This window comes from Pseudomonas sp. UMAB-40, assembly GCF_900095275.1.
GTDB lineage: Bacteria > Pseudomonadota > Gammaproteobacteria > Pseudomonadales > Pseudomonadaceae > Aquipseudomonas > Aquipseudomonas mandelii_B.
Genome location: NZ_LT607552.1, coordinates 244,006 through 257,724, shown reverse-complemented (window position 1 = coordinate 257,724; position 13,719 = coordinate 244,006). Strand labels below are relative to the sequence as shown.

Genomic DNA, 13,719 nt, shown 5'->3' with positions numbered 1-13,719 from the left:
GGCGATGTCGGAGCGCGCAATTATTCTCGCGCCGCTGGGACGTGACAGCCAGATTGCGCTGATGATGCTTCACGAGGCGGGATTCGAAGGGATTGTTACCCGGGACCTGGTCACGCTGTGCAGCGAGCTGGCGCAAGGCGCCGGCCTGCTGTTGATTTCTTCGGAAGCCTTGCTGGGTTGCGATCTAGAACCGCTGCTGGGCTTGATCGAGGAACAGCCGGCGTGGTCAGACCTGCCAATCGTACTGCTGACCCACCACGGCGGCCCGGAACAGAACCCCGCGTCACGTCTCGGCCCGCAATTGGGCAACGTGACCTTCCTCGAGCGCCCGTTTCATCCGGTGACGTTGATCAGCCTGGTCACTACCGCATTGCGTGGGCGACGACGGCAGTACGAAGCCAGGGACCGCTTGATTGACCTGAGCCAAAGCGAACTGCGGCTGCAAAACACGCTGGAAACCCTCGAACAACAAGTCGAGGAACGTACCGCCCAACTGCGCCACAACGAAGAAGCCCTCAGACAGTCGCAGAAAATGGAGGCTGTCGGCCAACTCACCGGCGGCATCGCCCACGACTTCAACAACATGTTGACCGGCATCATCGGCAGCCTCGAGTTGCTACGTCGACGCCTGGCCCGAGGTCGCACCGATGACCTGGACGGCCTGATTGATCTGGGGGTGACCTCGGCCAATCGCGCGGCAGGTCTGACCCATCGCCTGCTGGCGTTCTCCCGACGCCAGTCGCTGGATTCCAAACCCGTGGAAATGAATACCCTGGTGGTGTCCATGGGCGAACTGTTGCAGCGCAGCATCAACGAAAGCATTCAACTGGACATGCAATTGAGCGAGGACTTGTGGGTGGCCGAGGCCGACCCCAACCAGCTCGAAAGCGCCCTCCTCAACCTGGTGCTGAACGCCCGCGACGCCATGCCTGAAGGCGGAAAACTGGTGGTCAACACCTCGAATCAACGCTTGGACAAAGGTTTCACGCAGGTTCACAGCAATCTGCAACCGGGTGATTACGTCGTGCTGCGCGTGACCGACACCGGCTGCGGCATGCCGGAAGGCACCATCAGCAGGGCTTTCGATCCGTTCTTCACCACCAAACCGATTGGCCAGGGCACCGGTTTGGGCTTGTCGATGATTTACGGTTTCAGCAAGCAATCCCACGGCCACGTGACCATCGAGAGTGAAGTGGGCAACGGTACGACGGTCAGCCTGTATCTTCCGCGCTACAACGGTGCGCTAGTTGAGGACACGCTGGAAGATATCGCACACGCGCCTTATGCCCAGGACGGCGAAACCGTGCTGATCGTCGAAGATGATCCGGCGGTACGGGTGCTGGTCAGTGCGGTATTGAGTGAGTTGGGCTACGCCTTCGTCGAAGCAGGCGATGCCGACAGTGCAGTGCCGATTCTCGATTCCGGCCAGCGTATCGATTTGTTGATCAGCGATGTGGGATTGCCAGGGATGAATGGCCGGCAACTGGCGGAAATCGGTCGGCAGTACCGGCCTGACCTGAAAGTGTTGTTCATCACCGGTTATGCCGAACACGCGGCGGTGCGCGGTGGATTCCTTGACCCTGGCATGCAGATGATCACCAAGCCGTTCACCTTCGACCTGTTGACGGCCAAGGTGCGGGAGATGATCCGAATCTGAAAGCCCCCATGGCGGGGGCTTCGGGGTTGTTTACGACAGCATTTCCTGCATCAGCTCTTGCAACACATCCAGATCGAACGGCTTGCCGAGGATCGGCGCCTTGCGCGTGATCGGGCTGTCGGTCTCGCGGATTTCCTGCGGATAACCGCTGATAAAAATCACTTTGAGCTCAGGTCGCAGCTTTACGGCAGGCTCGGCGATCTGCACACCGGAGATCCCGCCGGGCAGGCGAAAGTCAGTGATCATCATGTCCAGGTGCGGCTTGCTCGCCAGTATTTCGAAGGCCTGCTCGCCGTTTTCGGCCTGCAGCACCCGGTAACCCTCACCCGACAAGTAAGCGGACAATACCATCAGAATCGAGGGGTCATCCTCGACAATGAGTACTACATCTTGTGCATCTTCACTCATGGGAAGCCTTTGTTCGGTCAATAGCTGCTGATACGACCATAGGGTCGATCAGAGGTTGCGTTTATCCGGCTGTTTTCCTACAGCGGCAGACAAACGCGAAATAAGGCGCCCTCGTTGATCTTGCTCTCGACGGCGATGGAACCGCCATGGGCGGCGACGATCTGCTCGGAAATAAACAGCCCCAGTCCCAGCCCCGCGACCACGGTCTTGGCTGACACCCGTTCGAACTGTTGAAAAATGCGCTTCTGGTTTTCTTCGCTGATACCGATCCCGCGGTCCTGCACTTCGACCCGTGCCTGACCCTCGTGACTGTAGACCCTCACATCGATCCGGCTTTTGCCACCATAACGCAAGGCATTGGTCAGCAGATTTGAAATCACTTGCTCGATACGAAATTCGTCCCAGTTGCCGACCACTGGCTGTTCGGCGCTAAACGCAACGGAACACTCGGCGGCGTCAACCTGCGGCGCAAAGTTTTGCAACAGGTTGCTGACCAATTGCACGAGGTCAAATCTGGTCGAGCGGATCGACAGCTTGCCGGTGCGGATGCGTGACACATCCAGCATGTCCTCAATCAGACGGATCAGGCTTTTGATCTGGCGCTCGTCACGGTCGACCATGGCGTGCATCTTGTCGAGGGTGAACGCCGACGCGTTGTCCCGTGCCAGGTGCATCTTGCGCAACTGGGTTTCGAGGATCAGGCCATTGAGCGGCGTGCGGACTTCGTGGGCGACGATCGACATAAAGTCATCACGCATGCGCACCGCTTGCTCCAGTTCATTCTGGGTGGTCTGCAACTGCTTGAGCAGCGCTTCCTGTTCGCGGCGAGCCTGTTCCAGTTCTTCGACCTGTTGCTTCATCGCTTTGCTTTGGCGGTACAGGTCGACGAAGACGTTGACCTTGCTTTTGACGGCGTGAATATCCAGAGGCTTGTGCAGGAAGTCCACGGCCCCGCTTTCGTAACCCTTGAACGCGTAGTTCAGCTCGCGGCCGGCGGCACTGACGAACACGATCGGGATGTTCTTGGTTTTCTCTGTACCGCGCATCAACTCGGCCAGTTCAAAGCCGTTCATGCCCGGCATCTGTACGTCGAGAATGGCCATGGCGAATTCGTGTTGCAGCAGCAACGACAAGGCTTCGTCGGCGGACAAGGCTTTGTAGACCACGCGGTCTTCACGCTTGATCAGCGCCTCGAGTGCCAGCAGGTTCTCCGGCAAATCATCGACAATCAGCAATTTGGCTTGGATGTTACTTAGCATGCTATTTGTTCCAGCTCGACAAGCAGACGGCCGATGCCGCGTATAGGGAGAATGTGGTCTGGCTGGTGAGTATCCAGCGCCGCCAAGGGCATAGTCGCGACCTGGGCTTCGTCCGGATCCTGCACGATGGTCAGGCCACCAGACTGTTTGACGTGGGCCAGCCCTCGGGCGCCGTCGCGATTCGCGCCGGTCAGCAGCACGGCTGCCAGCTTCGGACCGTAGGCATCGGCAGCCGACTCGAACAGAAAATCAATGGAGGGCCGTGAGTAATGCACGCGATCCTCCAGGCTCAGGGAAAAACTGCGGTCCTGCTCCACTGACAAGTGATAACCCGGCGTGGCGAAATACAAGGTTCCGGCTTCCACATGGATTTTGTCGCAGGCTTCCCTGACAGGCATCGACACCCGGCGGGCAAAGACTTCGGCCAGTTGGCTACGGCGCTCGTCGGGCAGGTGCAGGACTACGATGATCGGCAGGACGAACCCCTCACGCAACGGACTGAGGATGTTGAGCAATGCCTCCACTCCACCGGCCGAAGCGCCGATCACGATAGCGTCTATCGAAGGCAAATCCGTTGCATTGTTCATGATTTGCGGTAAATCCGTTCTTGTTTGACCAAGGGCACAAACTGGTTGCCGAAAGCCGAAAAATCCGGGGTTTCCTTACTGCCCAAGACCAGGAACCCGCGATGACAAAGGGATTCATGAAACAGACCGAACGCGCGATCCTGAAGCTTTTTATTGAAATAAATCAAAACATTACGGCACGAAATCAATTGGGTTTCTGAAAAGACGCTGTCTGTCGCCAGGCTGTGGTCGGCGAACGTCACGTTCTCACACAACGTCTTGTCGAAAATCGCGTAGCCATACGCCGCCGTGTAGTAGTCGGCGAACGAACGCTGGCCACCTGCCTGCTGGTAGTTATGAGTGTAGGCGCGGACATTCTCCATGGAGAAAATCCCCTGTTTGGCCTTCTCCAGCGAGCGCGGATTGATATCGGTGGCGTAAATGATCGTGCGATCGAGCAAGCCTTCTTCGCGTAGCAGAATCGCCATCGAATAGACTTCTTCGCCCGTGCTGCAACCGGCGATCCAGATCTTGATCGACGGATAGGTCTTGAGCAGTGGTACCACTTCCTTGCGGATCGCGAGGAAATGCGAAGGATCGCGAAACATTTCGCTGACCGGGATCGTCAGCAATTGCAGCAACTGCATGAACGCGGTCGGATCGTGCAGCACCTTTTCTTGCAGGGCGGAAATGGTACTGCACTCGAATTGCACCAACGCGTGATTGACCCGACGCTTGATCGAAGCGCCGGAATAATCGCGAAAGTCGTAGCTGTACTTGAGGTAGATCGCCTCGATCAACAACCGCAGTTCGATCTCGCTGTTTCGCGCCACTGTTTCTATGCGTTCCACTAAATGCGTTCCATCTTCGGTAACCACACGCGAATCAGCGAGAACAGGCGATCCAGGTCGATGGGCTTGGCCAGGTAATCGTTGGAGCCGGCTTGCAGGCAGCGCTCCTGATCGTCCTTCATGGCCTTGGCCGTCACCGCAATGATCGGCAGCTTGCGCCAGCGTGGGTCCTTGCGGATCTCGATGGTGGCTTCGAAACCATCCATCTCCGGCATCATCACGTCCATCAACACCAGATCGATGTCCTCGACTTCATTCAGTTTTTCAATCGCCTCACGGCCATTCCGGCCGATGACCACGACTGCACCCTTTTGCTCCAAAGCGCTGGTCAAGGCGAAGATGTTGCGTACATCGTCGTCCACCAGCAGCACTTTGCGGCCCTCGAAGACTTTGTCGCGGCTTCGCGCGGTCTTGAGCATCCGTTGGCGTTCATGGGACAACCTGGATTCGACTTTGTGCAGAAAGAGTGTGACCTCATCCAGCAAACGCTCGGGTGAGCGAGCGCCTTTGATGATGATCGAGCGCGAGTACTTGCGCAGTTCAGCCTCTTCGTCCCGGGTCAGGTTGCGTCCGGTGTAAACGATGACCGGCGGGAACGAGCAGATATCTTCGGTGGACATGCGCTTGAGCAGATCGTTGCCGAGCATGTCCGGCAACTTCAGGTCGATGATCATGCAATCGAAAATGGTCGTGCGCAGCAGGTCGAGCGCTTCCTGGGCGAAGCCGACGGCGGTGATTTCGATGTCCTCGTCGCCGATCAGGCGAGCAATGCTGTCGCGTTGCAAATCATCGTCTTCGACCAGCAGCACCCGCTTGACCTTCTGGGTCAGCTTGGCTTCGAGGCGGGCAAATACATCCTTGAGTTCTTCGCGAGTGGTGGGCTTGACCGCATAACCGATCGCGCCCATGTGCATGGCCGCCTCGACGCGGTCTTCCACCGAAATCACATGCACCGGAATGTGGCGGGTTTCGGCATGTTCCTTCAGACGCTGCAATACGGTCAGCCCGGAATGGTCCGGCAGGCGCATGTCCAGCAGAATGGCGTCGGGAATGAACTCCTTGGCCAAGTCGTAGCCTTCATCGGCCCCGTGGGCGACCAGGCACTGGTAACCCAGTTCGTGGGCCAGATCGTAGAGAATGTTTGCAAAATTTGGCTCATCTTCCACCACCAGGATGCAACGGGTGGTGAATGGCGCCTTGCTGCGGTCATCGTCGAAACGCGGAATGTCGACTTCAGCGATCAGCGGCACCGGCGCGAGCGTTGCCACTCTCGGTTTTGCGGCGACCGGGGTAGCCTGCATCGGCGCGACCGGCGCATCACCCGGTTCTACGTATTGCTGCGGCAGCACGAGGGTGAACACACTGCCCTGCCCCGGCTCGCTGGTAACGCTGATCGAACCGCCCAGCAACGCCGCCAAATCGCGGGAAATCGACAAGCCCAGGCCCGTGCCGCCATAACGGCGATTGGTGGTGCCGTCGGCCTGGCGGAAGGCTTCGAAGATGCTGTCCTGCTGGTCGGCGGCGATGCCGATCCCGGAATCGCGGACGATAAAGGCGATGCCGTCGTTCGGCTGGGACGCCACCGTGAGGCTGACGGTGCCTTTTTCGGTAAATTTCACCGCGTTCGACAGCAGGTTCTTGATGACTTGCTCCAGACGCTGGCGGTCGGTGAACAGCATCATCGGCGAATCGGGCTGCAAGTCGACCTCGAATTTCAACTGCTTGTCAGCCGCCATCGGCTCAAACATCCCGCGCAGTCCGTCCACCAGACGCGCAACGCTGGTGTTCTCGGGGCGCATTTCCAGCTTGCCGGCCTCGACCTTGGAAATATCGAGAATGTCATTGATCAGATTGAGCAAGTCATTGCCGGCGGAATAGATCGACTCGGCGAACTTCACCTGCTCGGCGCTGAGGTTTTCCTGAGGGTTTTCCGCCAGCAACTTGGCCAGGATCAGCGAACTGTTCAACGGCGTGCGCAGTTCGTGGGACATGTTGGCGAGGAACTCGGACTTGTACTTGCTCGAGCGCTGCAACTCTTCGGCGCGCTCTTCAAGCTGCGCCTGGGCCTGGTTGAGCTCAGTATTTTTCAAGTCCATCGCATCACGCTGGTCGGCCAGGATCTGCGCCTGATCGGCGAGTTGTTCGTTGGTCTGCTCCAACTCGACTTGCTGGGTTTCCAGGTGAGCCTGGGATTCCTTGAGAATCCGTGACTGCTCTTCGAGCTCTTCGTTGGCGGTCTTGAGCTCTTCTTGCTGAACTTGCAGTTCCTCATTGAGCTGCTGGGTTTCGGCCAGCACTTCCTGCAAGCGTTGACGATAACGAGCAGCCTCGATCGACGTGCCGATGTTGCCGGCAATCAGTTCCAGTAACTCGATATCGCGCTCGTCCAAGGGGCGCAGGAAGCCCAGTTCGATCACACCGTTGACCCGGTCATCGTCGCTGGTGGGCACCACGAGCACGCTATGCGGCAAACCTTCGCCCAGGCCGGAGCTGACTTTGAAGTAGTCGCTGGGCACGTTATCGAGACGGATCAGGCGAGCTTGTCGCGCCACCTGGCCAACAATCCCTTCATCGCTGTAGATCTGCTGGTCACGTTCTTCCTGCTCGCGAGAAAACCCGTAAGACGCTATTCGCTTCAGGCCGCCATGTTCTTCGCGCACATAGATAGCGGCGACCGCAGTGCCCAGATACTGCGCGCAGAACTGCAGGATGTTGCGCCCCAACAGGTTGAGGGACAGTTGCCCCAATACCTGCTCGGCCAGCTCGGTCTGGCCGTTGCGTAGCCACGCTTGCTGTTCAAGACGCCAGGCGCTGGCCTGTTGCGCGGCGAGGTTGGCGCTGTAACTTTGGGACAGATTGAGCAAATCACGACGGCCGATGTAGGCCAGCAAACCGCTGATACCAAGGATGAACAACAGGTAAAGAGTGATGCTCCAGATCGTGGTGCGGCGCACTTCCTCGTTGCGCGTGGTGCGCAACTGCTGCTCCATGTCGATCACGTCTTCGAACTGCTTGCGGATCTCATCGGTCAGGCGCTTGCCGCGCCCGGCCCTGACGGCATTGCGATAATCGCCGCTGGTGCGCTGCAAATCGATCATTGATTGCGCGTAGTTGGCCCACTCCTCCTGCAAGGCCTGGAGCCGGTGCAGACGGTCGGTTTGAACCGGGTTGTCGGCCGTGAGTTCGAGCAAGGTATTGAGCGCGACCGCGATTCTCGGCTTGGCCGTCTCATAAGGGTCGAGGAAATGCTCATCGCCGCTGAGCAAAAAGCCACGCATCCCGGTTTCCAGATCAACGGTCAGCTTCACCGCTTCATTGGCGTTATTGATCACCCGGTCGGTGTGTTCAACCCACTGGATCACCGACAGCAGGTAAGTGATCAGCGAAACGAAGAACACCGCACTGAGCACACCGACACCCAACGGCAGGCTGATGTTGCGGCTCAGGAGTTTACGGAATCGTTGCTCATCAACCGAAGACGCAGGGGTCATGGGAAGGCCTTGTCGAACTGTTCAAAACCAAGGAGTTTGCCCCAAAACGGGCACATTGATCCAATTTTATGAAGCGTATTCGGGCAAACCCCCGCATTTAGCTGCTCTTGGTCAAAGGAGCGGTTATCCTGCCGCCTCTAGTACAGCTATTCTTTTTTGCGCAACGCCGGGAACTTGTCGGGATCTGCCACTTACTCATGCTGGAACCCGGCGATTTCGATCGACCTGCGACCCTGAATTTAACTTGAGAGCCCTCTTATGTCCTCCGACCCATCCATCATCCTGGTAGTAGAAGACGATGCCATCGTGCGCATGCTGATCGTCGATGTACTGGAGGAACTGGAGTTCAAGGTCCTTGAGGCCGATGGCAGCGAAAAGGCACTGGAATTTCTCAACGATGAAGATCAACACATCGATTTGATGATGACCGACGTGGGGTTACCGGTGATGGACGGCCGAGAACTGGCGACACAGGCGCGGATGCTGCGCCCTGAACTGCCGATCCTGTTTGCCAGCGGTTATGCCGAGAGCATCGAGGTGCCTGCAGGCATGCAGGTAATTGGCAAGCCGTTTTCCATTGATCAGTTGCGGGACAAAGTTAAAGGCATGCTCGAATAAATAAACAAATACACGTCTTAAAAGGCACCAAACCCTAAAGGGAGCGGTGCTTGTAATAGCCGCCAAGTGAAACTCATAACGTTCTGAAAGTAAGTCACAAGCACTCATATAAGCTGAATTGCTTATTGGTGAAACTCAATACGGTGTAACAACAGGACTGCCGCCGCCGTCGTCTGCTCTGCGGCGGCGCTGTTTCAGTCCAACATCGACCTTGTTGTGGTTTAATTGCGCGCCTCTCGCATCACTCAGCCCACAGCCCGAGTCAAGGAAATACCGTTCATGAATCAGCCCCACGCAACCAAAGTCCTCGTCATTGGTTACGTCTGGCCCGAGCCTCGCTCTTCGGCCGCCAGTGGGCATGTGATGCAGATTCTGGATACGTTTCTGAGACAAGGCTGGGACATTACCTTCAGCAGTCCGGCCGGCACCGGTGAACATCGGGCTGACCTGACGGCACTGGGCATTCGCGAAGTGCCTATCGAGTTGAACAACAGCAGTTTCGACGCGTTTATCAGTGAACTGGCCCCGGACATCGTGCTGTTTGACCAGTTCATGATGGAAGAGCAGTTCGGCTGGCGTGTAGAAAAGCACTGCCCTGATGCCTTGCGTGTGCTTGAAACTTCGGATCTGCAAAGCCTGCGGCACGCCCGGCATCAGCGCCTCAAGGACCGCTTGAAGGCCAGTGACGACAACAATGATTTCAGCGACCTGTTCGCACCGGCATTGCGCGAAGAGTTCGAGTTGATGGCCGATACCGATCTGGCCAAACGGGAAATTGCCGCGCTGTATCGTTGCGATTTGAACCTGATGATCTCTGAAGTGGAAATCGAGTTGCTGGTCGAGCAGTTCAAGATGCCGCGCAACTTGCTGCACTGGTGTCCGTTGATGGTCGAACCGTCGAGCGTGGTGCCGGCCGCCTTTGAAGATCGGGCGCACTTTCTCAGCATTGGTAACTTTCGACATGCGCCGAACTGGGATGCGGTGCTCTGGATGAAAACGGCGATCTGGCCGTTGATCCGTGAACAACTGCCCAGCGCTCAGTTGCACATCTACGGCGCTTACACGCCGCCCAAGGCTACTGCGCTGCATAACCCGGCCCAGGGTTTCCATGTCATGAACTGGGCGGAAGACGCCTTGCAAGTGATGTCGGCGGCGCGTGTGTGTCTGGCACCGCTGCGTTTCGGTGCGGGCATCAAAGGCAAGATAATCGACGCCATGCTGTGTGGCACGCCCACGGTCACGACGCCTATTGGTGCAGAAGCGATGCACGGTCAGCATCCCTGGCCTGGCGCCGTGAGCCGGACGGCACAGGAGTTCGCCGAGGATGCGGTGCGGTTGTACAAGGATGAAGCACTCTGGGCGAACGCCCAATCCATGGGGCAGGTGTTGCTGGCGGATCGTTATCGACAGTCGGAACATGGCCCGGCACTGATCGAAAAATTATTGTACTGCCAACAACATATCGCCCAACTTAGAAATGACAACTTTACCGGCAGCATGTTGCGTCACCACCAGCACAAAAGTACGCAATATATGGCACAGTGGATTGAAGCAAAAAACCGCGCCAACTAGATATCAGACACGACCTATACACACTTTGTGTTGCCACACTTATTGACCACGCTAGCAACCCACTTTATAAACAATCCAGCGGATTAAAGCCCGACCAACTTATCCAGCACAACCTATTAAAGTTTAAAATCAATGCAAGGATGCATTAAATGAATACCATTGTTCAAAACAACCTGACACTCAACAACTGGATGGCCAGCACGCCGGCCATTGACACTTTGTCGCTCCGTGAATTAACCCTGCCGGGCACCCATAACGCAGGTAGCGACTGGAAAGCGTCCTGGCCTCTGATTCCAGGCGCCCATTGGCTCGCCTGTCAGCACCAATCGTTTTATTCCCAGTTGTGCCACGGCTCCCGAGCGTTGGATATCCGCCTCGCGTTCGACGCCAAGGCACCTGGGCTTGGAAAATTCCGGATGCACCACAATGGCAACCGCAACAATCGCACCTTGGGGAACTTGTTGACCGACGTGAGACAATTTCTTGAGGAGAATCCTGATGAATTCATTGTCCTGGACTTTCACGAACTGCAAGGGGATGCGTTTGACTTCACTTTTTTCAAAGACATGATGATCCATCTTATGGGCCATAAAATAATCCCCACTCAAAACAGGTCTATGAGTCTCCGTCAACTCAAACAAATCAGTTCTGAACAAAGGGTTCTAGTCGCGGCCCCATGGCATTGGGAGCTTGATCGAAACGTATTCCTTGAGCAAATTGAACACAAATGGTCCGGCAACGGCATCACGAGTGCTGCCGACTTGAAAAAACACATTACGAGTGTGCTGACACATCCGCCAGGCACATGGGCCCCATGGTCGTTGTCCGCGACCAGTTACAGCGCCCTCGGCGGCCCCGTGGATATACATGATGAGCTCGATGCGTGGTTCGACCCGGAAAAAAGCGACTGGGCGACAAAGTGCAACATCATCAACGTCGACTTCATTGAAGAATCGCGAATTGTTGAATATTGCCGAACCGTAAACTTGCATAAAGCCAACAAGCGAGCCAATTAGTCTGCCCGCCATTAAATAGCTATATATGTGCAACTATTTCCGCGACTGGCAATCCTGTTGCGCACTTCTATGCTGGGTCATGAAAGCCTTTCACGCAGGGCGATCAACACAGATGTGGCTTGCAGCCAACACTGATACATAAACTTCGTCGCCCCACGGAGGGGGCGCCTCAACGACAAGGAACTGTCATGACCCATAACACAGCAGGTGCGCTGGACAAAAAAAAGTGGATGAGTAACGTTCTGGATATCCACCGATTAAAGCTGACCGATATTGTCTGGCCCGGCGCCCACAACGCCGGCATGGATAAACAGGCGCCCAATTACGATGTGGTTATCGGCAACTGGACGACGTGTCAAAACGGTTCATTTGCCTGGCAACTGTCCAACGGCGCCCGGGCCTTTGATATCCGGCTGGGCTACACCGAGGGCGCAGACCAGTCGGTCTTCTATTTTCATCACAACGGATACCAGTCCCATAGGGTCCTCGATGAACTGATTACAGACGTATCAGCGTTTCTCGACCGTAATCCTGATGAGTTCATCGTGCTGGATTTCCACCAACTCGCAGATGGCTCCAAGCCCTTTGACTATCAGAAACTCAATGATCTTCTGGTGAGTCGACTCGGACAGCGAGTGATCTCCCCCGACGACGCCACAAAAACCATCGGCGAGCTTAAGCGGATCAGTACTCGCCGCCGGGTGGTGTTGGCGGCGCATGGACGGCGGGAACTGGATGAGAATTACTTCTGGCCGCGCATCCCACACAAGTGGATCAACAAAAGGTTCACCGACACCGAGGATCTGAAAACCCATATTTCCAGCACACTCGAAGACGCACCTTACGAGACGTTTCTATGGTCGTTATCGGCCACCCGCTACGCGTTTCTGGGAGGGCCTCAAGACATCAAAAACCAGATCAATGATTGGTTCAATCCCACCCGTGACTGGGTCACGCGTTGCAGCATCATCAATACCGACTTTTTCGACGAGTCAGAGATCGTTCGTTATTGCTGGACCGCCACCAGCATGAAAGCCGTTTACGGCCATGCCTTGCATGAGCGGGCACCGGCCTGACGCCCTGTGCGTAGCACGCTGGCATTACTAGCCTGGAAAGAGGCATGATCAGGGCGCAATGACAATAAAAAGCGCCCTGATATGACCCGAACTGCGAGAGTCACCGATCCTTCCTATGAACTGATGGACGACCACAACGGGTTGTCGATCATCTATCGCCAGCATGGATTTCCCTGCCCTTTGGTGCGTTGGCATTTCCACAAGGAATACGAACTGCACCTGATCGTCGCCAGTTCCGGCAAGGTGTTCATCGGCGATTACATTGGCAACTTCTACCCGGAAACCCTGTTCCTGACCGGCCCGAATCTGCCTCACAACTGGATCAGCCAGGTGGCCGAAGACGAGGTAGTGCCCAAGCGCGACATGCTGGTCAACTTCACGGATGAATTGTTCGAAAGCGGTCATCAGGTATTCGCAGAACTGAAGACCCTCGCGCCTCTGCTGGAGCGCGCGCAGTACGGCATCGAGTTTCGTTGCAAGCGCACCATCCGCCAGGCCATGACGTTGATGCAACGCATCGCTGACACTAAAGGCGTCACCCGGCTCGGGCACTTTTTCATCCTGCTGGAGCTGCTCGCGGCTTCTGACGATTTTCAGTTGCTGTCGGGTGCCACCACGCCGCAGCTGGCGGATGAACACAACATCGATCGCACCAACCGAGCGGTGGATTACATTTTTGCGCATTACGCCCGGGACCTGCCGCTGGAGGAGGTCGCCGAGCATTTAGGCATGAAGCCAACGTATTTCAGCCGGGTGTTCAAGCAAGCCACCGGGCGCTGCTTCATCGAGTTCGTCAATCGCCTGCGCATCAGCAAATCCTGCGAGTTGCTGGCCGATGGCGACAAACCGGTGACCGATGTGTGTTTCGAATCAGGCTTCAACAATATTTCCAACTTCAATCGGCGGTTCCAACAGCTCAAGGGCATGACGCCCTCGCATTACCGGCGGCTGGCGGTGCAGCGGTTGACTGAGCAGAATCAGCACTGACGCCTATGCGTGTAGCAGCTGCCGAAGGCTGCGTTCGACTGCGAAGCAGTCGCAAAACCTGCCACTCTGCCTCCCCAGGATCACCGCGCGCTCTGCTCCAGCGAGTGCTGCGCACTCGAACGCAGCCTTCGGCAGCTGCTACAGGATGTCCGGTGTTAAATCTTGCCTTTTCAGAATCCAGTGCAAAATAGTATCGATTCAAGTGCGACGGATGATTT

11 protein-coding genes are annotated in these 13,719 nt (G+C 56.5%); 6 read left to right on the top strand and 5 right to left on the bottom strand.

Annotation, left to right across the window (positions count from 1 at the left end; translation table 11 throughout):
* The first annotated feature begins 4 nt into the window (after positions 1-4).
* Positions 5-1,657, top strand: coding sequence for an ATP-binding protein (locus K0F88_RS03875; protein ID WP_374039705.1), 1,653 nt, complete (start codon positions 5-7; stop codon positions 1,655-1,657).
* Positions 1,658-1,687: 30 nt separating this feature from the next.
* Here the strand turns inward: K0F88_RS03875 and K0F88_RS03870 are convergent, their stop codons facing one another.
* The 5 genes from K0F88_RS03870 to K0F88_RS03850 form a co-directional block, all read right to left on the bottom strand.
* A complete protein-coding gene (locus K0F88_RS03870; RefSeq protein WP_059405185.1) occupies positions 1,688-2,065 on the bottom strand; it encodes a response regulator in 378 nt (125 codons plus the stop codon).
* 77 nt (positions 2,066-2,142) lie between these two features.
* A complete protein-coding gene (locus K0F88_RS03865) occupies positions 2,143-3,324 on the bottom strand; it encodes a hybrid sensor histidine kinase/response regulator (protein ID WP_219094084.1) in 1,182 nt (393 codons plus the stop codon).
* Positions 3,318-3,911 (bottom strand): chemotaxis protein CheB, encoded by a 594-nt coding sequence (locus K0F88_RS03860; protein ID WP_094467411.1) that lies wholly within the window; start codon positions 3,909-3,911, stop codon positions 3,318-3,320. Before K0F88_RS03860 ends, K0F88_RS03865 begins: the two co-directional genes overlap by 7 nt.
* Positions 3,908-4,741, bottom strand: a complete 834-nt coding sequence (locus K0F88_RS03855) for a protein-glutamate O-methyltransferase CheR (RefSeq protein ID WP_219094082.1) — start codon at positions 4,739-4,741, stop codon at positions 3,908-3,910. The genes K0F88_RS03860 and K0F88_RS03855 overlap by 4 nt, the downstream gene beginning before the upstream one ends.
* Positions 4,741-8,232, bottom strand: a complete 3,492-nt coding sequence (locus K0F88_RS03850; RefSeq protein WP_219094080.1) for a response regulator — start codon at positions 8,230-8,232, stop codon at positions 4,741-4,743. The genes K0F88_RS03855 and K0F88_RS03850 overlap by 1 nt, the downstream gene beginning before the upstream one ends.
* A gap of 258 nt (positions 8,233-8,490) precedes the next feature.
* Here K0F88_RS03850 and K0F88_RS03845 point away from each other — a divergent pair, with 258 nt between their 5' ends.
* The 5 genes from K0F88_RS03845 (at position 8,491) to K0F88_RS03825 (ending at position 13,501) form a co-directional block, all read left to right on the top strand.
* Positions 8,491-8,850 (top strand): response regulator, encoded by a 360-nt coding sequence (locus tag K0F88_RS03845; RefSeq protein WP_094467408.1) that lies wholly within the window; start codon positions 8,491-8,493, stop codon positions 8,848-8,850.
* A 279-nt stretch (positions 8,851-9,129) separates the two neighbouring features.
* A complete protein-coding gene (locus K0F88_RS03840) occupies positions 9,130-10,422 on the top strand; it encodes a glycosyltransferase (RefSeq protein WP_094467407.1) in 1,293 nt (430 codons plus the stop codon).
* 149 nt (positions 10,423-10,571) lie between these two features.
* On the top strand, positions 10,572-11,438 hold the full coding sequence (locus K0F88_RS03835) for a phospholipase (protein WP_094467406.1): 867 nt from the start codon (positions 10,572-10,574) through the stop codon (positions 11,436-11,438).
* Positions 11,439-11,626: 188 nt separating this feature from the next.
* Entirely contained in the window at positions 11,627-12,514 is an 888-nt protein-coding gene (locus K0F88_RS03830) for a phospholipase (RefSeq protein ID WP_094467405.1), read from the top strand.
* An 81-nt stretch (positions 12,515-12,595) separates the two neighbouring features.
* Complete coding sequence (locus K0F88_RS03825) at positions 12,596-13,501, top strand: AraC family transcriptional regulator (protein ID WP_219094078.1); 906 nt, start codon at positions 12,596-12,598, stop codon at positions 13,499-13,501.
* Positions 13,502-13,719: the final 218 nt, after the last annotated feature.

Excerpts from the sequence above, each read along its gene's own strand:
- K0F88_RS03830 (WP_094467405.1), top strand. The coding sequence starts at position 11,627 with ATGACCCATAACACAGCAGGTGCGCTGGACAAAAAAAAGTGGATGAGT.
- K0F88_RS03835 (WP_094467406.1), top strand. The coding sequence starts at position 10,572 with ATGAATACCATTGTTCAAAACAACCTGACACTCAACAACTGGATGGCC.
- K0F88_RS03845 (WP_094467408.1), top strand. The coding sequence starts at position 8,491 with ATGTCCTCCGACCCATCCATCATCCTGGTAGTAGAAGACGATGCCATC.
- K0F88_RS03875 (WP_374039705.1), top strand. The coding sequence starts at position 5 with ATGTCGGAGCGCGCAATTATTCTCGCGCCGCTGGGACGTGACAGCCAG.
- K0F88_RS03825 (WP_219094078.1), top strand. The coding sequence starts at position 12,596 with ATGACCCGAACTGCGAGAGTCACCGATCCTTCCTATGAACTGATGGAC.
- K0F88_RS03840 (WP_094467407.1), top strand. The coding sequence starts at position 9,130 with ATGAATCAGCCCCACGCAACCAAAGTCCTCGTCATTGGTTACGTCTGG.
- K0F88_RS03850 (WP_219094080.1), bottom strand. The coding sequence starts at position 8,232 with ATGACCCCTGCGTCTTCGGTTGATGAGCAACGATTCCGTAAACTCCTG.
- K0F88_RS03870 (WP_059405185.1), bottom strand. The coding sequence starts at position 2,065 with ATGAGTGAAGATGCACAAGATGTAGTACTCATTGTCGAGGATGACCCC.
- K0F88_RS03860 (WP_094467411.1), bottom strand. The coding sequence starts at position 3,911 with ATGAACAATGCAACGGATTTGCCTTCGATAGACGCTATCGTGATCGGC.
- K0F88_RS03865 (WP_219094084.1), bottom strand. The coding sequence starts at position 3,324 with ATGCTAAGTAACATCCAAGCCAAATTGCTGATTGTCGATGATTTGCCG.